This window comes from Methylocystis sp. JAN1 (genome assembly GCF_052186135.1).
In the GTDB taxonomy this organism is placed as follows: domain Bacteria; phylum Pseudomonadota; class Alphaproteobacteria; order Rhizobiales; family Beijerinckiaceae; genus Methylocystis.
Genome location: NZ_CP181499.1, coordinates 449,105 through 468,943, shown reverse-complemented (window position 1 = coordinate 468,943; position 19,839 = coordinate 449,105). Strand labels below are relative to the sequence as shown.

Below are 19,839 nucleotides of genomic sequence, written 5' to 3'. Positions count from 1 at the left end.
AAGCCCGGCCGCGAGGCCGGGCTTCTCGTCGTCGATCGGAGATCGATCAGTAGGCGGCCAGGACCGGAGCGGCCGAGCCGAAGTTGAAGTGATAGTTCACGCCCGCGCGAACCGTGTGGAAGCGGGTGTGATTGTTGACGTTGTTCAGGCCGATGCCCGGGTTGAACAGCCAGTTCTGGTTGTTGCCCGAGACGTCCGTGTAGAGGTACTCGACCTTCGCGGACCAGTTCGGCATGAACATCCACTCGGCGCCGCCGCCGGCGGTCCAGCCCGTCTGAACGGCGCTGTTGTTGTTCCACCAGAGGTTACGCTGGACGTCGGCATAGGCGAAGCCGCCCGTGCCGTAGAGCAGCAGGGTGGGCATGCCCGGGAAGGTCACGCCGAGACGGCCGCGGACCGTGCCGAACCAGTTGATGGAGGCCGTCGAGCCGCCGAAGCCGCCCCAGGCGATCGCCCAGTTGTTGTTGGCGCCGCCGCTGCCGATGCTGGTGCCCTGGAAGTCGGTCTCGACGCCGACCACGAGCCACGGCGAGAACTGGTAGTTGTAGCCGAGCTGGCCGCCGCCGACGACGCCGCCGGAGTTGGAGTTGTTGCCCCACCAGACGTTGGAGGAGGAGTGGGTCTGCCAGCCGCCGCCGAGGTTGAGACCGGCGTAGAAGCCCGTCCAGGTCAGGACCGGCGGCGGGGGAATGTAAGCCGGCGGAGGCGCCTTCCGGGAGGGGAGGTCCGCCGCCTGCGCCGCGCCGGCCGCGAGAGCGGCCGTCAGGGCGATAGCGGAAAGAGTGGTCTTCATATCGTAACCCCTTGCTCAAGTCAGAAATTCGATGACCCGCATCTGCCCCGACTTGGCGGGCGTAAAAAACGCGATGCGGACCCCAAGCAAAGGGACTCTGTTCAAAAACGCGATGTGAAAGCAACCAACAGAGGGTTAATTTCGATCTTTCAAGGTCGAAACTTCGGCGGTGTTGTACCGGCGCCACGCCTCAAACGTCACAGTTTTACAGTATCTTAGCCATATTTTTCGCAGAATTGTTAAGGACTTGCGGATGTGGCGCCATCGGACGCCGCCGCGATATCGCGATCTGGTCGGAAAGAGTCCGACGACGCGAATGGCGAGGCCTTGACCGTCTCTTTTCGCTCAAAGGACGCGCGGGCCTCGCAATTTTCCCAATTCCGGTTAAAGGGAATCGCGAAGCGGACAGCCGTATGCGACGGCGCATGGAAGCGGGAGGAAAAGAATGTTCGATTTGTCTGGCAAGACGGCGCTCGTGACCGGCGCGAGCGGCGGCATCGGCAAGGATATCGCGCGCGCCCTCGTCAATTCGGGGGCGACGGTGGCGCTCTCCGGCACCCGCAGGGAGGCGCTCGAGGCGCTCGCGGCCGAGCTCGGCGGAGCGACCCATGTCCTGCCCTGCAACCTCGCCGACAAGGAAGACACGGAGAAGCTTGTGCCGGCGGCGGAAGCCGCGATGGGCGGCGTCGACATTCTCGTCAACAACGCCGGCGTCACCCGCGACATGCTGTTCATGCGGCTCAAGGACGAGGATTGGGACACCGTCCTCAACATCAATCTCACTTCCGCCTTCCGTCTGTCCCGCGCCGCTCTGCGCGGCATGATGAAGAAGCGCTTCGGCCGCATCATCGGCGTCACCTCGATCGTCGGCGTCACCGGCAATCCGGGCCAGGGCAATTACGCCGCCGCCAAGGCCGGCATGATCGGCATGTCGAAGTCGCTCGCCGCCGAGGTCGCCTCGCGGGGCGTGACGGTGAACTGCGTCGCGCCGGGCTTCATCGAAACGCCCATGACCGACGCGCTGACCGACGCGCAAAAGGAGAGGATCCTCTCCGCCGTGCCGGCCGGGCGGCTCGGCGCGGGCGCCGACGTCGCCGCCGCCGTCGTCTATCTGGCTAGCGCGGAAGCGGGTTACGTCACCGGCCAGACGCTGCATGTGAACGGCGGCATGGCCATGATTTGACGCCGAAACTGCGGTGGACGCGGGCTGCGGCCTTTCGCCATCGCCCCGCCCGACCGAGGGTCTTTATTTCAGGGCGCGGGACCGCTCCCGCCCTCTCGCCAAGGAAAACGAAGTGTGTTACCAGACCCACGCCGCGAGAGGGGCGGCGCCGCCGTATATCCCGTAACATAAGGGCTCGAGCGCTGCTTCGTCGCGCCGCCCGCGGGACCGGCCGGCGCTCATGAAATCTTTTGGAGGACACGGCGAGCGGGCGATCCCCGCAACGCCGCACCGGTGCGAGCGCACCATAGCAACAGGGACTAAATCAATGAGCGATGTCGCCGAGCGCGTGAAGAAGATCGTTGTCGAACACCTCGGCGTCGAGCCCGAAAAGGTCGTCGACAAGGCGAATTTCATCGACGATCTGGGCGCCGACTCGCTCGACACGGTCGAGCTGGTCATGGCCTTCGAGGAAGAGTTCGGCGTCGAGATTCCGGACGACGCGGCCGAGACGATCGTGACCGTCGGCGACGCGGTGAAGTTCCTCGAAAAGGCCAAGGCCGCCTAAAGGAACGGTTGAGAGGCCGCGCCGCGCGACGGCGCGCGCTTCGGGTCATGCCGCCCGGCGAAGCGTCGACGGGCAGGGCGTAACTGATATGAGAAAATCCGAGAGTTAAGTCATGCGCAGGGTGGTCGTCACCGGCCTGGGCGTCGTTTCCCCTTTGGGCTGCGGCGTCGAAACGAATTGGCGGCGTCTCGTCGCCGGCGAACACGGCTTTCGCCGCATCGACACTTTCGAGACGGAAGACCTCGCCTGCCAGATCGCGGCGATGATTCCGCGCGGCGACGGCTCCGGCGGCTCCTTCAATCCGGACGACTGGTTCGACCCCAAGGAGCAGCGCAAGGTCGACGATTTCATCGTTTACGGCGTCGCGGCGGCGACCCAGGCGCTTGCGGACGCCGGCTGGAAGGCCGACACGCCGGAAAAACAGGAATCGACCGGCGTCCTGATCGGCTCCGGCATTGGCGGCCTCGGCGGCATTTACGAGACGTCGCTGACGCTGAAGGAAAAGGGCCCGCGCCGCGTGTCGCCCTTCTTCGTCTCGGGCCGCATCATCAATCTCGTGGCCGGCTACGTCTCCATCCTGCACAGCCTCAAGGGGCCGAACCACGCGGTGGTGACGGCCTGCGCCACCGGCACCCACGCCGTCGGCGACGCGGGGCGCATCATCGCCATGGGCGACGCGGACGTCATGGTGGCGGGCGGCGCCGAATCGCCGGTCAATCGAATCGGCGTCGCGGGCTTCGCGGCCTGCCGCGCGCTCTCGACCGGCTTCAACGACCGTCCAGCGGCGGCCTCGCGTCCCTATGACAAGGATCGCGACGGCTTCGTTCTCGGAGAGGGCGCGGGCTGCGTGGTTCTCGAGGAATATGAGCACGCCAAAGCGCGCGGCGCGAAGATTTACGCCGAGCTCATCGGCTACGGCATGTCCGGCGACGCCTATCATATCACGGCCCCGACGCCGGACGGCGACGGCGCCTATCGCTGCATGAAGGCGGCGCTGAAGCGCTCCGGCCTGCCGGTCAGCGAAATCGACTATGTCAACGCCCACGGCACTTCGACGCCGCTCGGCGACGAGATCGAGCTGAAGGCGGTGGAACGGCTGATCGGCAATAACGAACCGCGCCTGTCCATGTCGTCGACCAAGTCGGCGATCGGGCATCTGCTCGGCGGCGCCGGCGCGGTCGAGGCGGTCTTCACGATCCTCGCCATGACGCACAACGCCGCGCCGCCGACGCGCAATCTCGACAATCCTTCCGTCGAGACCGCGATCGACCTCGTTCCGAAGGTCGCGCGGCCCCGCGAGATCAACGTCGCGCTGTCGAACTCCTTCGGTTTCGGCGGCACCAACGCGTCGCTGGCTTTCAGAAAGCTTGGCTAGCTGCAAGCTTTCATCAGCTTGTTCATCCGGGCCGGGCCCTGACGAACAACCGCGAAACGCCCGTTTGACGCCGCGCGGTCGCGCATTTTTCAGGGGAAGAGGCTGGGCGGCGCCGTTCGCTCGGCGCGCGTGACTGTTAACCATGTTCGCCCGTTCCTGAATTCGCCACAATGTCCAATAGTGTAAGCAGCCGGCGACAAGCGCCTTCCGGGGCTTGGACCGGGGTCGATTCGGATTGGCGTGATGACGATTATGAGCGACGACACAAGCGATAACGGCGCGACGCCGAGCGAAGAGGCCAAGGCGCCGGAAGCGGAAAAGAAATCCGAATCGCAAGCCGAATCAGCCAGGAACGAGCCGCCGCCCGGCGGTTCGGCGCAACCCGCGAAAACGGAAAGCGTCGCGGAGACCGCCGCGAAGGACGCCACGGCGTCCGAAACGGCGAAAGTCGCGGACCCGGCCCCGAAGGCCGAACCCTTCCAACCCGCCGAACCGAAACCGGCGCCGGAGATCGTCCCCGAGCGCTCCGAAAGCGCGCCCGACGCGGCCGCCGGCTCCTCCTTCTTCCGGCGCCGCGCCGCGACGGGCAAACAGACCTTGCAGCCGGAAGCGCCGCCCGCGCCCCCGCCGAAAAAGAAAAAGCGCCGCGACGGCACGCTCTCGGCCATGAGCGGTTTTCTGAGCTTCCTGCTCGTCGCCCTCGTCGCGGGCGCCTTCGGCGTGATCGCCACGCTCCACAAGCTGAAGGAGCCGGGTCCGCTCGGGGCGGACAAGATCGTTTATCTCCCGCCGCGCAGCGACGTGCCGGAAATGCTGTCGCAGCTCGAACGCGAAGGCGTCATCGACAGCCCCGGCCTGATGAATTTCGCGCTTCTCGTCGAGGGCGCGCGCAGCAAGCTCAAGCCCGGCGAATATCTCTTCAAGCAGAAGGCGAGCCTGCGCGAGGTCATTGACGAGCTCGTCGCCGGCAAGCAGCTCATGCACAGCCTCACCATTCCGGAGGGGCTCACGAGCGAGCAGATCGCGCAGCGCCTTCGCGAAACGGATCTTCTCGTCGGCGACGTTCTGGAGACGCCAAAGGAGGGCGCTCTGCTGCCGGAGACCTATAAGTTCCCGCGCGGCTTTCCGCGCGCCAAGCTGATCGCCAAGATGCAGGACGACCAGCGCAAGCTGCTTCAGCAGATCTGGGACAAGCGCGCCAGGGATCTGCCGCTGCGCTCGCCTTACGAGCTCGTCACGCTGGCCTCCATCGTCGAGAAGGAGACGGGGAAGCCCGAGGAGCGGCCCCGCGTCGCCGCCGTCTTCATGAACCGCCTGCGCAAGGGCATGCGGCTTCAATCCGACCCGACGATCGTCTACGGCCTTGTCGGCGGCAAAGCGACGCTGGGCCACGGCCTCATGCGCTCCGAGATCGAGAAGTGGACCCCCTACAACACCTACGCCATTGACGGCCTGCCGCCCGGCCCCATCGCCAATCCGGGCAAAGCGGCGCTGGAAGCCGCCGCCAATCCGGCGAATAGCCGCGACCTCTATTTCGTCGCCGACGGCGCGGGCGGGCACGTTTTCGCGGAATCGCTCGACCAGCATTCGCGCAACGTCCAGAACTGGCGCAAGATCGAGCAGGATCGCAAGACCGCGCCAGCGGTCGACCAGTCCGTTCCCGCCGCGGTCCCGCCGGCGGCTCCCAAGAACGACAAGCGCACCGAGGCGCCGATCGGCCGCCTCGTGACTCTCAACGGTCAGGGCGAGGATTACCCGCCTGGCCGCGCCATGGCGCCGAATGGCGGGGCGGCGCATCGTCTGGGCAAGTTCTCCCCGGCCGGCGCCGCCTTCTTCCTCGGCGGCCATGAGGATCCGACCGCCGACGCCGCGCCCCATATGGCGAAGCTGCGCGTCGCGCGACCCTATTTCACGGAAGAGGCGGCGCAGCCCAAATCCCGCGCGGGCTTCGACGCCGGCCTGCTCGCCTCGGCCGCGCAGGCGCCGGGCGACGAGAGCGGGGAAGGCGCGATCGGCCCCGACATGGTGGCGCGCGAAAGCGCCGACGGCAAAGCGCTGCCCGAAGAGATGGCGGACATCGCGGCCTATCCGGTCTCGCCGGCGCGCCGCGCCGACCAGAAAGCCCGCGCCGCCCGCCTTGGCCTCTCCTCGGGCTCGGACGAGCTTCCGACCGACGCGCTCGGCGCCCGAGTCTCGCCGGAAGAGGCGACGACGACGGTCGCGGTCGAAGCCCCGGTCGCGCTCGCGCCCACGACGACGCAGCGCGTCCGCCCGCGCGCCTTCGACGCCTCGGAAGGCACTGCTCTTGATCCGCTGCGCGACAGAAGCTGGGACCTCACCTCCGCCAAGACCGTTCCGGCGGCCGCAAGCCTGCGATAGGCGGAATTTCCGCGCCGCCCGGCTGTTTCCATCCGCGTGGCAAACGCGCTAAATCGCGCCAGTCTCTCGCTGCCCGGAGCCGCCATGTCTCTCACCGCCGTCGCCAGCATGACCGGCTTCGCCCGCGCGCGCGGAAACCTCGGGCCGTGGGCCTACGCCTGGGAGCTGAAAAGCGTCAACGCCAAGGGCCTTGATTTACGGCTGCGCGCGCCCCCGGGCTTCGACGGCGTCGAAATAAAGGCCCGCGCCGCCGCCTCCGCCCGCCTCGCGCGGGGCTCCGTCTTCATCAATCTCACCGCCAAGCGCGCCGAAGCCGAAGGGACCGCGCGCGTAAACCGCGCTGCGCTCGACCGGCTGCTCGCCGCGCTCGACGACGTGCCGCTCCATGCGAGCCTGCGCCCCGCCTCTCTCGACGGTCTGCTGGCCATTCGCGGCGTGGTCGAAGTTGTCGAGCCCGAAGACGAAGAGGCCCAGCGCGCGGCTCTGGAGGCGAGCATCCTCGCGGCGCTGGATCTGGCGCTCGACGACCTTCTGTCCTCGCGACGCGGCGAGGGCGCGGTGCTCGCCGCCGTCCTGCAGGAGCGGCTGACCAAGATCGGCGCGCTGGTCGCGCAGGCCGACGCCGCGCCGGGCCGCCAACCGGAGGCGGTGCGCCAGCGGCTGGCCCAGCAGGTGGCGCGGCTTCTGGAGGCGTCCGAGGCGCTCGACCCGGCGCGGCTGCATCAGGAGGCCGTGCTTCTCGCGGTCAAGGCCGACATTCGCGAGGAGCTCGACCGGCTCAAGGCCCATGTCGCGAGCGCCCGGAAACTCCTCGCCGACGGCGGCCCCATCGGCCGCCGGCTCGACTTCCTGGCGCAGGAGTTCTCGCGCGAGACCAACACGCTTTGCGCCAAGTCCAACGACGCCGGACTGACCGCGATCGGCCTCGACCTCAAAATCGAAGTCGAGCAGCTGCGCGAACAGGTGCAAAATATCGAGTAGCGCAACGCTTGGATCGAACGCCTGCATCGCGTGGAAGCCCCATTGCGCTTCAAGGCGACATATGATTGCTCGCCAAGCAATTGCTGAGCGCAGCCCGGAAGCCGGTCTGTAATTTATTGGCGCCCCCGGGCGAGGGTTGAAAGCGACAGACCGATTGCCTATTGCCGATTGCCCTGACTCGTGACAATCGTCGCCATGGACCTCTCCCTACCGCTGCGCCGCGGCGTCGTTCTCATCCTTTCCTCGCCCTCCGGCGCCGGCAAGACCACGCTGACGCGGATGCTGCTGCAGGATCGCGATCTCGACCTCACGCTGTCGATTTCGGTCACGACCCGCGCGCGCCGCTCCAGCGAGGTCGACGGCATCCATTACCGCTTCATCAACGAGCGCCAGTTCGCCGCCATGCGCGACGGAAGCGAACTGCTCGAATGGGCCGAGGTCCACGGCAATTTCTACGGCACGCCGCGCGCGCCCGTCGAGGCGATCCTCGCACAGGGGCGCGACTGCCTCTTCGACATCGACTATCAGGGCACGCGCCAGGTGCGCGAGAAGATGGGCGCCGATACGGTGACGGTTTTCATCCTGCCGCCCTCGATGAGGGAGCTGCGGGCGCGGCTCGAACGCCGCGCAGAAGACGCCAGGGACGTGATCGAGCGCCGGCTCGAAAACGCGCGCAAGGAAATCGCGCGCTGGAAGGATTACGATTATGTGATCGTCAATGACGATCTGCAGCGCTCCTTCGACGATCTCATCGCGATCCTGCGCGCCGAGCGCCAGCGCCGTCCCCGGCGGGAACGGGAGATCGACGGCTTCGTGGCGAAGCTGCTGAGCGAATAGTCCTCGCAATTTGGCGCGCTATGTCGTTCTCATGCACGCCATTCTCCTCAAGCGCGCCTATGACGCCGCCGAGCCGGGCGACGGCGCGCGCATTCTGGTCGACCGGCTCTGGCCTCGCGGCTTGAGCAAGGACGAAGCGGCGATCGATCATTGGGCGAAGGAAGCCGCGCCGAGCAATGAATTGCGGCGCTGGTTCAGCCATGATCCGGCGCGCTGGGAGGAATTCCAGTCGCGCTATCGCGAGGAGCTGCAATCCCCGCAGGCGCAGGAGGAGGTCGCGACGCTGCGCGCCATGGCGCGCAAGAGCCGTGTGACGCTTCTTTACGCGGCAAAGGACGAAGAGATGAACAACGCGGTCGCGCTGCGGGATTATTTGCGCGAGACGAAGCGGCGTGCGTGAACGCCCCTTTTCGACGGCGGGCCAAGTGCGAGGCGGGCCAAGTGCGACGGCGGACCAAGTGCGAGGGCGCAGGCGAAGATCATTCCCGACCGCGCGACGCGCTGAGCGCATTGGCGAGCGCGACAAAGCCCGCGACGCCGATTTCCTCGGCGCGGCGCGTCTCCTCGATCCCGGCTTTCGTCAGCAGCGCGCCCGCATCGACGTCGAGGCCTTTCAGGCTTTGGCGTAACATCTTGCGGCGCTGGCCGAAGGCGGCCTGCGTCACCTGCGAGAGCGCGCGCGGATCGCAGGGAAGCGGCGCCGGGTTCGGGACAAGCTCCACGACCGAAGACGTGACTTTCGGCGGCGGGGTGAAGGCGGCGGGCGACACGTCGAAGAGGATGCGCGCTTTCGTGCGCCAGCCGCAGAGCACGCCGAGGCGGCCGTAATCGGCGCGCTGATCCGGCGTCGCGACGATGCGCAGCGCGACCTCCTTCTGGAACATCAGCACATAGCGGTCGAAGACCGAGGGCCATGGCTCGGCCTCGATCCAGCGGGTGAGAAGCGCCGTCGCGACATTATAGGGAAGATTGGCGCAGATTCGCGCGCGGGGCGGTTCGCCGTCATCGCGAGCCGCGCGAAGCGATCGGAAGGCGCCGCCGGCTTCCTGGATGGCTTCGCCTTCGGCGCGCCACGGCGGATGCCGGCGGACAAGCGCCGCGACGTCGATTTCCAGCGCGTCGCCTTCGACGACGGCGAGGCGGCCGGGATAATGCGCGGCAATTTCCGCAAGCGCGGGCAGGCAGCGCCGGTCGCGCTCGATGGCGACCACATGCGCGCCCTGCGCGAGCAGCGCGCGCGTGAGGCCGCCGGGGCCGGGGCCGATTTCGACGACCACACGATCGTCGAACGGCCCGGCGGCGCGCGCGATGCGGCTTGTGAGATTGAGGTCGAAGAGGAAATTCTGGCCGAGCGTCTTCCGCGCGTCGAGGCCGTGCCGCGCGACCACCTCGCGGAGGGGCGGGAGATCGTCGATCACGCCGTCATTCGCCCGGCGAGCCTGATCGCCTCGATGAGGCTCGTGGCGTCCGCGACGCCCTTGCCCGCAATGTCGAAGGCTGTGCCGTGATCGGGCGAAGTGCGCACGAAGGGGAGCCCCAGCGTGACGTTCACGCCGCGGTCGAAGGCGAGCGTCTTGATGGGGATGAGCGCCTGATCGTGGGTCGGGCAGAGCGCCACGTCGTAGTTTTTTCGCGCGGCCGCGTGAAACATCGTGTCGGCTGGAAAGGGGCCGCGCGCGTCGATCCCCTTGGCGCGCAGCTCCTCGACGGCGGGCGCAATGACGTCGATCTCCTCGCGCCCCAGCGCGCCGTTCTCGCCGGCATGCGGATTGAGGCCGGAAAAGGCGAGACGCGGCGCCGCGATCCCAAATCGCTCCCGGATGTCCTTGGCGGCGATTGCGCCCGTCTCGACGATCAGCGCTTTCGTCAGACGTTTCGGCGCCTCGGCGAGCGGAATGTGGATCGTGATCGGCACGACGGCGAGCTCCCGCGACCAGAGCATCATCACCGCGCGGAATTCGGCGCCGAAATGGCGGCGCGCCAATTCGCCGAGAAATTCCGTATGTCCCGGATGCGGAAATCCGGCTGCGTAGAGCACGGACTTCGCGATCGGGCTGGTGACGATGGCGCGCGCTCCGCCGGAGACGACGAGTTGAACGGCGCTTTCGATCGACGCGATCGTCGTCTTTGCGTCGCCGGGATCGGGGCGGCCGAAAAGCCCGCGCGTCTCATGCCCGTGCGACGCGACCGGCAGCGCGCGCTCGAAGACCCCGGCGGCGTGGGCAGGCGTCGCCTCCTCGACCCGAACGTCGATCGAAAGGGCCTGCGCGACGCGCGCGAGATGCGCCGGGTCGGCTATGACGAAGAAAGGCGGCAGGCCGGCGGCGTCCCTCGCGGCATAGGCCTTGAGGGCCAATTCCGGCCCGACGCCGGAAGGATCGCCCTGGGTCAGCGCGAGCGGGAGAGTCATCCGGCGCCCGTCCCGGCGCAAAGGCGCGGGCGCCGCATCTGTGGTGAATTCATGGGGCGACAGTCGCGCAGGACGGCGTGGAAATCAAATACCCAGCCGCCCGTCCGGATACATAGACAAAAACAATGTGCATATTCGTATATACTCATTGAAACGCATGGATCCGGCGCGATCGGATCTGGCGAGCTCGCGTCCGCTGCGTTGCGCTGCACAAGAAAAAATATTTTTTGGACAGGCGAAAAAAGGCCCCTCTGGTCCCATGGAGCCCCGAAAACAAAGCCCCGGCGGTTCGCCGGGGCTGCTGTTCGCGGTTTCTCGGCTCCTGAGCTCACATGGCGCCTTCGAGGATGATATTGCCCGAGGGATCGTGAGCGCCAGGCCGATAGACGTTCGGCGAATGATGGCGCATGACGTCGCGGGGCGTCGCGCTCAGCGCTTCGTCGCGACGATGTTTCTGCATCGCGTCGCCCCACACCTGTCCGAAATCGTAATAACGGTCGTAGGCCGAGGCCGGAACCGAAGAGAGCGCGACGCCCAGCGCCGCGGCGGCGAAAGCGAGTTTCAGGGTCATGGTTTTCTCCATCTCCAGAGCGCCCCGCCAGGGCCGGCGATTCGCCAGGCCGGGCTCAGCGCCTGTGCAGGGAGTCTCATTCATCCGCATGTCATAAAAAAGTGCATGATTGCCGCCCCGCCGTGGCGCCATGTGCGAATGCAGCATGGGTGGAGGAGGCGACGAATTCATTGAAAAAACAAATGCGCGCCGCTCGGTCGAGCGGCGCGCATCGGGCCCGCCGGCGAAGATCAGGCTGGTCTAGGCCTTGCCGGCCTGGGCGTGAGGAACGCCTTCCTTGTCGAAGAGCGCGGTGAGTTCGCCCGACTGGAACATCTCGCGGGTGATGTCGCAGCCGCCGATGAATTCGTTTTTGATGTAGAGCTGCGGGATCGTCGGCCAGCTGGAATAGGCCTTGATTCCTTCGCGAATCTCGCCGTCGGCGAGCACGTTGATCGCCTTGTAAGGCACGCCGAGATGGTTGAGAATCTGCACCACTTGCATCGAGAATCCGCATTGGGGCGCCTGCGGCGTGCCCTTCATGAAGAGGACGACGTCGGAGGATGCGATCTCGCTTTTGATGCGGCTGTTGATGTCGGACATTTGCTTTCCTTTCTCGCGGCGTTCAAGGCGCCGCTTCCGGCATGATCTGTTTTAAGGCGCGCGGGTCGTCAGCGCCAGCGCGTGAAGCTCCGTTCCCAGCCGCGGGCCGAAGGCGGCGTTCACGAGCTGGTGCTGCCTCACGCGGCTGAGGTCGCGAAACTGTTCGGACACGACGGTCGCCGCCCAATGGTCGTCGTCATCGGCGAGCGCCGTCAACTCCACCGTGGCGTCGGGAAGGGCCGTCTTGATGATCCGCTCGATTTCGGCGGCGGGCATGGGCATTTCTTTGGTCCTCTTTGCGTCATGAATTGTCGGAAAAGACACTGTCGTCCCCGGCCATGAAGGCCGGAAGCGGCGTTTCATGCGCGTTGCGCAGCTCGGTCAGCAATATCGGCGCCTCGCCCGGAAGCTTCAAGGACTCGCCTCCGGTGACGCCGATTTTGAGAATCGGAACGCCGGCGCCAACTGCTTGAGCCAGGATGAACGACGTCGATTCGTTCCAGGCCGCAACGATGTAACGCGCCTGATCTTCGCCAAAAAGCGCCGCATGTCGAGGTCCCGGCGGGAGGATGTCGACGACCGCGCCGACATTGCCGGCGAGCGCCATTTCCGCAAGCGCGACGGCGAGCCCGCCGTCGGATATGTCGTGACAGGCGCGGAGCAGGCCCTTGGCGATCAACGCCCGAACGAAATCGCCGTTGCGCTTTTCGGCGGAGAGATCGACAGGCGGCGGCGCGCCGTCCCGCCGGCCGCAAAGCTCATGCGCATAGGCCGACTGACCGAGCCGCCCTTCCGTCTCGCCAATGAGAAAAATGTCTTCGTCGACGCGGGGCAGGTCTATTTTTTGTCCAAGACGCGGTCCGCTCGCCGCGATGATCGACCCTTCCGCCGGGCCGCCGAAGCCCACGCCCATCGCCTGCCGAACATCCGCGATCACGCCCACGCCGCCGATTGCCGGGGTCGGCAGAATGCCCGCGCCCTGCGTCTCATTGTAGAGAGAGACATTCCCGGACACGATCGGGAAATCGAGCGCCGCCGCCGCTTCGCCGATCCCCTGCAGGCAGCCGACGAACTGGCCCATATATTCCGGCCGCTCCGGATTGCCGAAATTCAGATTGTCGGTGAGCGCCAGCGGCGTCGCGCCGGTGGCGGTGATGTTGCGCCAGGCCTCGGCCACCGCCTGCTTGCCGCCCTCATATGGATCCGCCGCGCAATAGCGCGCGGTGACGTCGGTCGTGAGCGCCAGCCCCTTCGGCCCATCCTTCACGCGGATCACCGCCGCGTCGCCGCCCGGCCGGCGCACGCTGTTGCCGAGGATGAGATGGTCATATTGCTCCCACACCCAGCGCTTGGAGCAGAGATTGGGCGTGGCCAGCAGCTTCAGCAACGCGTCGCGGTTCGACATCGGCGCCTCGATCGACGCCGGATCGATCGCGGGCTGTTTCGGCGTCTCGACCCATGGCCGGTCATAGACGGGCGCCTCGTCGCCCAGCTCCTTGATCGGCAGGTCCGCCTTCACCTCGCCCTTGTGCCTCACGACGAAGCGCAGCGTGTCGGTCGTCTTGCCGACGATCGCGAAATCTAGCCCCCATTTGCGAAAAATGCCCTCGGCCTGCGCTTCGAGCTCGGGCTTTAGCACCATGAGCATGCGCTCCTGGCTCTCGGAAAGCATCATCTCATAGGCCGTCATGCCTTCCTCGCGGCAGGGCACGGCGTCCAGATCGAGCTCGATGCCAAGATTGCCCTTGGCGCCCATTTCGACGGCCGAGGAGGTGAGGCCTGCCGCGCCCATGTCCTGAATGGCGATGACGGCCCCGGAGGCCATCAATTCGAGACAGGCTTCGAGCAGAAGCTTTTCGGAGAAGGGGTCGCCGACCTGAACCGTCGGGCGCTTCTCCTCGGCGTCGGCTTCGAAGGAAGCGGAAGCCATGGTCGCGCCGTGAATGCCGTCGCGGCCCGTCTTGGAGCCCAGATAGACGATCGGGTTTCCGACGCCCGCGGCCGCCGAATAGAAGATTGCATCGGTGCGGGCGAGGCCGACCGCCATGGCGTTGACGAGGATATTGCCATCATAGCTCGAATCGAACTCGGTGGAGCCGCCCACCGTCGGAACGCCGAAACTGTTGCCATAACCCCCGACGCCCGCGACGACGCCCGACACCAGATGGCGCGTCTTGGGATGGGACGGGCGCCCGAAGCGCAGCAAATTGAGGCAGGCGATCGGCCGAGCGCCCATGGTGAAGACGTCGCGCAAAATGCCGCCGACGCCCGTCGCGGCGCCCTGATAAGGCTCGATGAAGGAGGGGTGGTTGTGGCTCTCCATCTTGAAGACGCAGGCGTCGCCGTCGCCGATGTCGATGACGCCGGCGTTCTCGCCGGGACCGCGAATCACCCAGGGGGCCCTGGTCGGCAGCTTGCGCAAATGGACGCGCGACGATTTGTAGGAGCAGTGTTCGTTCCACATCGCCGAGAAAATGCCGAGCTCGGTGAAGCTCGGCGTGCGGCCGATCAGCTTCAGGATGCGGTCATATTCGTCGGGCCTGAGGCCGTGAGCGCTGGCGAGTTCGGCGTCGACCTTGGGTTCGGCGTGGGACGTGGTTGCGGTCAAGTGAGCGGACCTTGCGCAGGGGGCGGCGTTTTTTTGGGCGCCGCTGCGACGCGGAATGCGCCGGATTTCTTGAGACTCTCAAGCGTTTCGCAGCGTCTCGATTAGCGCTCGCCGTGCTGCAAGGCAACAGCGCCGACATGTTGCGCAAGTGACACAATGGGAAAGAATGATCAGTCCACAGGCTTTTTGTTGATGTATGTCAAATACTGCCGTCCAAAAACGAGGCAGTTTGACTGCGACTCGGCGCGTCGGCGTCGACCGTCGACAGAAAGATTTCTGAGGGGATTCCGATGAGGACTTTTGTTCGCGGCGCTTTCGCCGCCTTCGCGATGGGGGCGGCCGCCGCCTCCGCTCACGCCGCCGACCTGCCGAGCGTCAAGGCCCCGCCGCCTCCGCCGCCCGTCATCGAGCCGTTCCATCCTTTCCAGGTTCGTCTGAAGGTGGGCAGCGTCATCCCGACCGACGGCACCTCGACCTTCTATGATCGCGGCATCGTCAACCCGGTCGTCGGCGCCGTGTTCGGCAATCCTCAGATCGGTCCGCTGAGCGGCCTCAGCCTCGGCTATGGCAGCGTGCTCAACGGCGCGAGCACCTCGATCTCCACGTCGGTCATCCCGATGCTGGACGTCGCCTACTATCTGACGAAGAACTGGGCGATCGAGGCGATCTGCTGCGTGTCCCCCCACCATGTCCAGGGCGCGGGCACCCTCTTCGGCGCCAGCGTCGCCAAGACCTGGGTCTTCCCGCCGTCCCTCATGCTGCAGTATCACTTCACGAATTTCGGCGCCTTCCAGCCTTACCTGGGCGTCGGCGTGAACTTCACGACGTTCTGGGGCACCCGCGCCGGCAACAACAGCTTCTGGCTGCCCTTCATGCCCGGCACTCCGCTCGCCGGCCTCGTTCCCGGAGCCACGACCAACCTCTATTCTGCGAGCATCTCGCCGTCCTGGGGCGTGGTCGGCCAGGCTGGCGCCGACTATATGTTCAACGATCGCTGGGGCGTGAACCTCGACGTCAAATACATCATGATGGAGCCGAACGCTCACGCCTGGGGAACGGCTTTCGTGCCCGGCCCCGTAGGCGCCTTGGTCAACCCGGTTTATGTGCCGGTCAATGTGGCGGTGCGAATCAACCCGATCGTCGTGTCGGCTGGTCTGACCTACCGCTTCGGCGCCGATTGGGGCGTTCCGAAAATTCTGCCCTTCTGATCAGGGCGCAAAAAGGACCGGCCCCCCGCGGGCCGGTTTTTTTTTGCTCACGCCGGATTCCAATGCGTCGCCATGCTTGACGCGCAAGGCGGCGCGGGCTTTTGCTTTACTCGCTCAGCAGCCGGCATATGGCGTCGAGCTGGTCAAGCGACTGGTAACGAATGCGCAACTCGCCGCGTTCGCCGTGATTCCGGATGTCGACCGCCATGCCGAGCGCGTCGCTCAGCGTTTTCTCCAGCGCACGGGTATTCGCGTCTTTCTCCGCTCGCGAGGGTTTCCTGCCCGTAGCGACCGGATCGCCTTCGGCGGCGGCGCCGGCAGCAGCCTGCGCCATGGCCTCGACGTCGCGAACCGTGAGCCCCTGCTCGACGATTTGCCGCGCGACGGCTTCGGGGTTCTCGACCGAAAGCAGGGCGCGGGCGTGACCCGCCGAGATGGCCCCCTCCCGAACAAGAGCCTTCGCGCCCTCGGGCAAATTCAGCAGGCGCAAGGTGTTCGCGACATGCGACCGGCTCTTGCCGATGATCTTGGCGATCTCGCTCTGTGAATAGCCGAACTCCGCGCCGAGCCGCTCATAGCCCTTCGCCTCTTCGATCGCGTTGAGATCGGCGCGCTGGACGTTCTCGATGATTGCGAGTTCCAGCGCCTCCTTGTCGTCGGCTTCATGGATGACGACCGGCACGTCGGCGATCCCCGCAGCCTGAGCCGCACGCCAGCGGCGCTCGCCGGCGATGATTTCATAGGCGTCGGCGACCCCCGGAATGGCGCGCACCACGATCGGCTGGATGATGCCCTTCTCGCGGACCGAATTGGTCAGATCGGCGAGATCCTCCTCGCGGAACTGGGTGCGCGGATTGCGCGGATTGGGACGCAAGAATTCGATCGGAATCTTGCGCTGACCACGCGGGCGCTCGACCGGCGCATCCTCGCCGGCGTCGCCCAATAAAGCCGCCAAGCCGCGGCCCAGCCGCCGCCGGGATTCTTCCACCATGATGAAAACGCTCCTTGCTGGACGCGGGCGCGGTCATAGCGGCGCGCCCGGAAAGGAATCAAGCCGCGCGCAGCCGCTTTTCCCGCTGAATCACTTCGGAGGCGAGCTTGAGATAGGCCTGGCTGCCCGAGCATTTGAGATCGTAGAGCAGCACCGGCTTGCCATGCGAGGGCGCTTCGGAAACGCGCACATTGCGCGGGATCATCGTCTCATAGACCTTATCGCCCATGAAGCGGCGCACATCGGCCGCGACCTGGGTCGCAAGATTGTTGCGGGGATCGTACATCGTCAGCACGACGCCGTGGATCGAGAGATTGGGGTTCAAGGCGCGCGTCACCTGATCCACCGTCGAGAGCAATTGCGACAGGCCTTCCAGCGCGAAAAATTCGCATTGCAGCGGCACCACCACGGCGTCGGCGCTGGCGAGCGCGTTGATCGTGAGCAGATTAAGCGAGGGCGGGCAGTCGATAAGAATATAATCATAACGCCTGCCGCCCTCGTGATGCTCGGCCGCCGCCAGCTCCGCCAAGGCGCGCTTGAGCCGGAAGGCGCGGTCCTTGTCGCCGGCAATCTCGAGCTCGACGCCGAGCAGGTCGAGCGTCGACGGAGCGATGGAAAGACGCGGAACGACTGTCTGCACGATGGCGTCGGCGAGGCTCGATTCGCCGAGCAGCACGTCATAGGTGGAAATCTTCCGGCTCTTGCGCTCGACGCCGAGCCCGGTTGACGCGTTGCCCTGCGGATCGAGATCGATCACCAGCACTTCTTCACCCACCGCCGCGAGCGCGGTGCCGAGATTGATGGCGGTGGTCGTCTTGCCGACGCCGCCCTTTTGATTCGCAAGGACGAGGACGCGCTGGCCGTTAGTTTGTCCGGTCAAAATTGGCCTCTGAAGGTGAATGGACAAGGATCAATCTGGCGCGCGGATGCGTGCGGCTCTGAATTGTCTCATAGGTAAAATTACCGAGGCGCTCGGCGGCGGTCAATTCGTCACGCCACTCTTCCCCCTTCAAAAACACGCCTTTTGCGCCGTTTTTTAAGGGTTCGCGCGCCATTTCGACGAGCCGCGCAAGCGGGGCGAGGGCGCGGGCGCTGACGGCTTGAACTTCCCCGGCGAGCCGCGGAAGCATTTTTTCGATTCGCTCGGCATGGACATCCACCGGCGCGCTTGTTTCACGTGAAACAGCGCGCAGGAAGGCTGCTTTGCGCTGGTCGCTTTCGATCAGATGGACGCGCCCGCCGCTGCGACCCTTCAACAGCAGTCCCGTGACGAGCCCGGGAAACCCGGCGCCCGAGCCCATATCGGCCCACACCTCGGCCGTCGGCGCCGCGTCGAGAACCTGCGCCGAATCGGCGAAGTGCCGAACCCAGACTTCTCCAAGCGTATTTGGGGCGACCAAATTGATCGTGGCTTGCCAGCGCCGCAGAAGGTCTGCATAGATGGCGAGTTCTCTCTCGATTGCCTTGAGGGCGGGCGCGAGGGCGAGGGCGGCGGCCCGACTGTCTTTTGTCACGCGCGACGAGCTCGCGCTGCGAGAAGCGTGAGGGCCGAGGGCGTCATGCCGTCGATGCGCTGCGCCTGGCCAATGGTGCGCGGCTTCAGAAAGGCGAGCTTGCTGCGGAGCTCGGACGAGAGGCCCGCAATCGAGCCGTAATCGAGAGACTCCGGCAAAGCCAGTTGCTCGTCCCGCCGAAACGCGTCGATATCCGCCTGCTGGCGGTCGAGATAGACCGCGTATCGCGCATCGGTTTCGATACGCTCGGCCGTCGCCGCGTCGATCTCCGAAAGTTCCGGCCAGATCGCACTCAGCTTCGCCAGGGAAACGAAGGGCAGGGCGAGCAGGGCGAAGCCGCTGCGCCGCCGGCCATCCTGATTGACCGGCAGGCCCTGTTTCAGCGCCGCCGCCGAGCTCAGAGAGACGCTCTCCAGCAAGGCGCGCGCGCGGGCGAGTTTCTCCGCGCGCCGGCGGAAGACCTGCACGCGGGCGGCGCCGACGCAGCCAAGTTCGATCCCCTTCGGCGTCAATCGGTCGTCGGCATTGTCGGCGCGCAGGGACAGCCGGTATTCCGCGCGCGAGGTAAACATGCGATAGGGCTCGCTCACACCCCGCGTCGCGAGATCGTCGATCATGACGCCGAGATAGGCTTCAGCCCGATCGAAGACGACAGGAGAAAGCCCGGCGGCAAGGCGCGCGGCGTTGAGACCCGCGACGAGACCCTGAGCGGCCGCTTCCTCGTAACCTGTCGTGCCGTTGATCTGGCCGGCGAAGAACAGCCGCTTCAGCCGTTTCGTCTCCAAGCTTGGATATAGCTCTCGAGGATCGACATAGTCATATTCGATTGCATAGCCCGGCCGCAAAATACGCGCGCCCTCCAGCCCGTGGATCGAGCGGATGAAGGCTTCCTGGGTCGCGAGCGGCAGGGAGGTTGAAATGCCATTCGGATAGACGGTGTCGTCGTCGAGCCCCTCTGGCTCCAGAAAGATCTGGTGCCCATCGCGATCGCCGAACCGCGTGACCTTATCCTCGATGGAGGGGCAGTAGCGCGGGCCGGGACCGGAAATGGCGCCGGTCTTGAGCGGGGAGCGGTGCAGATCGGCCCGTATGATCTCATGCGACGACGCCGTCGTACGAGTGATGGCGCAGGCGATCTGCCGATTGTCGATGCGCGTCGTGAGCAGCGAGAAAGGCTCCGGCCTCTCGTCGCCAAGCTGCCTTTCGAGGCCTTCCCAGCGAATGGTCTTGCCATCGAGGCGGGGCGGCGTGCCGGTCTTTAGCCTCCCAACGGCGAAATTGGCCGCGCGCAGGCGGCGGGAGAGACCCAGCGCGGGCGGGTCTCCCATACGTCCGGCGGGCGTCCGCTCATCGCCAATATGGATCACGCCGCCGAGAAACGTGCCGGTGGTGAGAATGACGGCGACGGCGCGAATCTCCACCCCCGCGCCCGTGACAACACCGAAAACCCTGTCGTCTTCGACCAGCAAATCCTCGATCGCCGCCTCCAGCACAAAGAGATTTTCGGTCTGGTCGATCGCCGCCTGCATGGCGGCGCGATAGAGCTTGCGGTCGGCCTGCGCACGCGGTCCACGCACGGCGGGGCCTTTTGAGCGATTGAGCAGGCGAAACTGAATGCCGCCCTTGTCAGCGACGCGACCCATCAGACCGTCAAGCGCGTCGATCTCTCGAACAAGCTGTCCCTTGCCGAGGCCGCCAATGGCCGGGTTGCAGGACATGGCGCCAATTGTAGCGCGCGAATGGGTGAGGAGCGCGGTCCGGGCTCCAAGGCGCGCCGCGGCGGCGGCCGCCTCGCAGCCGGCATGACCGCCGCCCACAACCACAACGTCGAATTCCTTACCCTGTTTCACGTGAAACAGC

General features: G+C 65.9%; 19 protein-coding genes. 8 read left to right on the top strand and 11 right to left on the bottom strand.

Going from position 1 to position 19,839, the window contains the following annotated elements; genetic code table 11:
- Positions 1-46: 46 nt before the first annotated feature.
- Entirely contained in the window at positions 47-793 is a 747-nt protein-coding gene (locus ACNHKD_RS02210) for an outer membrane protein (RefSeq protein WP_442755501.1), read from the bottom strand.
- 445 nt (positions 794-1,238) lie between these two features.
- Here ACNHKD_RS02210 and fabG point away from each other — a divergent pair, with 445 nt between their 5' ends.
- The 7 genes from fabG to ACNHKD_RS02175 all read left to right on the top strand — a co-directional run bounded on the left by fabG (position 1,239) and on the right by ACNHKD_RS02175 (position 8,495).
- Complete coding sequence (gene fabG / locus ACNHKD_RS02205; RefSeq protein ID WP_442755500.1) at positions 1,239-1,976, top strand: 3-oxoacyl-[acyl-carrier-protein] reductase; 738 nt, start codon at positions 1,239-1,241, stop codon at positions 1,974-1,976.
- A 307-nt stretch (positions 1,977-2,283) separates the two neighbouring features.
- Positions 2,284-2,523, top strand: coding sequence for an acyl carrier protein (locus tag ACNHKD_RS02200; protein ID WP_281799750.1), 240 nt, complete (start codon positions 2,284-2,286; stop codon positions 2,521-2,523).
- 112 nt (positions 2,524-2,635) lie between these two features.
- Entirely contained in the window at positions 2,636-3,898 is a 1,263-nt protein-coding gene (gene fabF, locus ACNHKD_RS02195; RefSeq protein ID WP_442755499.1) for a beta-ketoacyl-ACP synthase II, read from the top strand.
- A 243-nt stretch (positions 3,899-4,141) separates the two neighbouring features.
- A complete protein-coding gene (gene mltG / locus ACNHKD_RS02190; protein WP_442755498.1) occupies positions 4,142-6,277 on the top strand; it encodes an endolytic transglycosylase MltG in 2,136 nt (711 codons plus the stop codon).
- 84 nt (positions 6,278-6,361) lie between these two features.
- Positions 6,362-7,258 carry a YicC/YloC family endoribonuclease gene (locus ACNHKD_RS02185; RefSeq protein WP_442755497.1) on the top strand — a complete coding sequence of 299 codons (897 nt, stop codon included), beginning with the start codon at positions 6,362-6,364 and terminating at the stop codon, positions 7,256-7,258.
- A gap of 195 nt (positions 7,259-7,453) precedes the next feature.
- Positions 7,454-8,095, top strand: coding sequence for a guanylate kinase (gene gmk, locus ACNHKD_RS02180; RefSeq protein WP_442755496.1), 642 nt, complete (start codon positions 7,454-7,456; stop codon positions 8,093-8,095).
- A gap of 31 nt (positions 8,096-8,126) precedes the next feature.
- A complete protein-coding gene (locus ACNHKD_RS02175) occupies positions 8,127-8,495 on the top strand; it encodes a DUF488 domain-containing protein (protein ID WP_442755495.1) in 369 nt (122 codons plus the stop codon).
- A 79-nt stretch (positions 8,496-8,574) separates the two neighbouring features.
- On the opposite strand, the gene rsmA is transcribed toward ACNHKD_RS02175, so the two are convergent.
- The 6 genes from rsmA to purL form a co-directional block, all read right to left on the bottom strand.
- A complete protein-coding gene (gene rsmA, locus ACNHKD_RS02170; RefSeq protein ID WP_442755494.1) occupies positions 8,575-9,513 on the bottom strand; it encodes a 16S rRNA (adenine(1518)-N(6)/adenine(1519)-N(6))-dimethyltransferase RsmA in 939 nt (312 codons plus the stop codon).
- Positions 9,510-10,505: a 4-hydroxythreonine-4-phosphate dehydrogenase PdxA gene (gene pdxA / locus ACNHKD_RS02165; protein WP_442755493.1), complete on the bottom strand. Its 996-nt coding sequence runs from the start codon at positions 10,503-10,505 to the stop codon at positions 9,510-9,512. The genes rsmA and pdxA overlap by 4 nt, the downstream gene beginning before the upstream one ends.
- Positions 10,506-10,833: 328 nt before the next feature.
- Positions 10,834-11,076 carry a hypothetical protein gene (locus ACNHKD_RS02160; protein ID WP_442755492.1) on the bottom strand — a complete coding sequence of 81 codons (243 nt, stop codon included), beginning with the start codon at positions 11,074-11,076 and terminating at the stop codon, positions 10,834-10,836.
- 240 nt (positions 11,077-11,316) lie between these two features.
- Positions 11,317-11,658 (bottom strand): Grx4 family monothiol glutaredoxin, encoded by a 342-nt coding sequence (gene grxD, locus ACNHKD_RS02155; protein ID WP_442755491.1) that lies wholly within the window; start codon positions 11,656-11,658, stop codon positions 11,317-11,319.
- A 51-nt stretch (positions 11,659-11,709) separates the two neighbouring features.
- Positions 11,710-11,940 (bottom strand): BolA/IbaG family iron-sulfur metabolism protein, encoded by a 231-nt coding sequence (locus ACNHKD_RS02150; RefSeq protein WP_442755490.1) that lies wholly within the window; start codon positions 11,938-11,940, stop codon positions 11,710-11,712.
- Positions 11,941-11,959: 19 nt separating this feature from the next.
- On the bottom strand, positions 11,960-14,266 hold the full coding sequence (gene purL / locus ACNHKD_RS02145) for a phosphoribosylformylglycinamidine synthase subunit PurL (RefSeq protein WP_442755489.1): 2,307 nt from the start codon (positions 14,264-14,266) through the stop codon (positions 11,960-11,962).
- 290 nt (positions 14,267-14,556) lie between these two features.
- On the opposite strand from purL, the gene ACNHKD_RS02140 reads away from it, so the two are divergent.
- On the top strand, positions 14,557-15,474 hold the full coding sequence (locus ACNHKD_RS02140) for an OmpW/AlkL family protein (protein WP_442755488.1): 918 nt from the start codon (positions 14,557-14,559) through the stop codon (positions 15,472-15,474).
- Between the two features lie 106 nt (positions 15,475-15,580).
- Here ACNHKD_RS02140 and ACNHKD_RS02135 read toward each other — a convergent pair whose 3' ends face one another.
- From ACNHKD_RS02135 to mnmG, 4 genes are read right to left on the bottom strand one after another with little or no spacing between them, the layout of a single operon-like run.
- Positions 15,581-16,465, bottom strand: a complete 885-nt coding sequence (locus tag ACNHKD_RS02135; protein WP_442755487.1) for a ParB/RepB/Spo0J family partition protein — start codon at positions 16,463-16,465, stop codon at positions 15,581-15,583.
- 58 nt (positions 16,466-16,523) lie between these two features.
- A complete protein-coding gene (locus ACNHKD_RS02130) occupies positions 16,524-17,345 on the bottom strand; it encodes a ParA family protein (protein WP_442755486.1) in 822 nt (273 codons plus the stop codon).
- The gene (locus tag ACNHKD_RS02125; RefSeq protein ID WP_442755485.1) at positions 17,329-17,979 is read right to left on the bottom strand and encodes a 16S rRNA (guanine(527)-N(7))-methyltransferase RsmG; all 651 of its coding nucleotides are present in this window, start codon (positions 17,977-17,979) and stop codon (positions 17,329-17,331) included. The genes ACNHKD_RS02130 and ACNHKD_RS02125 overlap by 17 nt, the downstream gene beginning before the upstream one ends.
- Complete coding sequence (gene mnmG, locus ACNHKD_RS02120; RefSeq protein WP_442755484.1) at positions 17,976-19,829, bottom strand: tRNA uridine-5-carboxymethylaminomethyl(34) synthesis enzyme MnmG; 1,854 nt, start codon at positions 19,827-19,829, stop codon at positions 17,976-17,978. Before mnmG ends, ACNHKD_RS02125 begins: the two co-directional genes overlap by 4 nt.
- Positions 19,830-19,839: the final 10 nt, after the last annotated feature.

What these genes read in the sequence shown, in the direction of transcription:
- ACNHKD_RS02210 (WP_442755501.1), bottom strand. Translation starts at nt 793, where the DNA reads ATGAAGACCACTCTTTCCGCTATCGCCCTGACGGCCGCTCTCGCGGCC.
- fabG (WP_442755500.1), top strand. Translation starts at nt 1,239, where the DNA reads ATGTTCGATTTGTCTGGCAAGACGGCGCTCGTGACCGGCGCGAGCGGC.
- ACNHKD_RS02200 (WP_281799750.1), top strand. Translation starts at nt 2,284, where the DNA reads ATGAGCGATGTCGCCGAGCGCGTGAAGAAGATCGTTGTCGAACACCTC.
- fabF (WP_442755499.1), top strand. Translation starts at nt 2,636, where the DNA reads ATGCGCAGGGTGGTCGTCACCGGCCTGGGCGTCGTTTCCCCTTTGGGC.
- mltG (WP_442755498.1), top strand. Translation starts at nt 4,142, where the DNA reads ATGACGATTATGAGCGACGACACAAGCGATAACGGCGCGACGCCGAGC.
- ACNHKD_RS02185 (WP_442755497.1), top strand. Translation starts at nt 6,362, where the DNA reads ATGTCTCTCACCGCCGTCGCCAGCATGACCGGCTTCGCCCGCGCGCGC.
- gmk (WP_442755496.1), top strand. Translation starts at nt 7,454, where the DNA reads ATGGACCTCTCCCTACCGCTGCGCCGCGGCGTCGTTCTCATCCTTTCC.
- ACNHKD_RS02175 (WP_442755495.1), top strand. Translation starts at nt 8,127, where the DNA reads ATGCACGCCATTCTCCTCAAGCGCGCCTATGACGCCGCCGAGCCGGGC.
- pdxA (WP_442755493.1), bottom strand. Translation starts at nt 10,505, where the DNA reads ATGACTCTCCCGCTCGCGCTGACCCAGGGCGATCCTTCCGGCGTCGGG.
- ACNHKD_RS02160 (WP_442755492.1), bottom strand. Translation starts at nt 11,076, where the DNA reads ATGACCCTGAAACTCGCTTTCGCCGCCGCGGCGCTGGGCGTCGCGCTC.
- grxD (WP_442755491.1), bottom strand. Translation starts at nt 11,658, where the DNA reads ATGTCCGACATCAACAGCCGCATCAAAAGCGAGATCGCATCCTCCGAC.
- ACNHKD_RS02150 (WP_442755490.1), bottom strand. Translation starts at nt 11,940, where the DNA reads ATGCCCATGCCCGCCGCCGAAATCGAGCGGATCATCAAGACGGCCCTT.
- ACNHKD_RS02140 (WP_442755488.1), top strand. Translation starts at nt 14,557, where the DNA reads ATGAGGACTTTTGTTCGCGGCGCTTTCGCCGCCTTCGCGATGGGGGCG.
- ACNHKD_RS02135 (WP_442755487.1), bottom strand. Translation starts at nt 16,465, where the DNA reads ATGGTGGAAGAATCCCGGCGGCGGCTGGGCCGCGGCTTGGCGGCTTTA.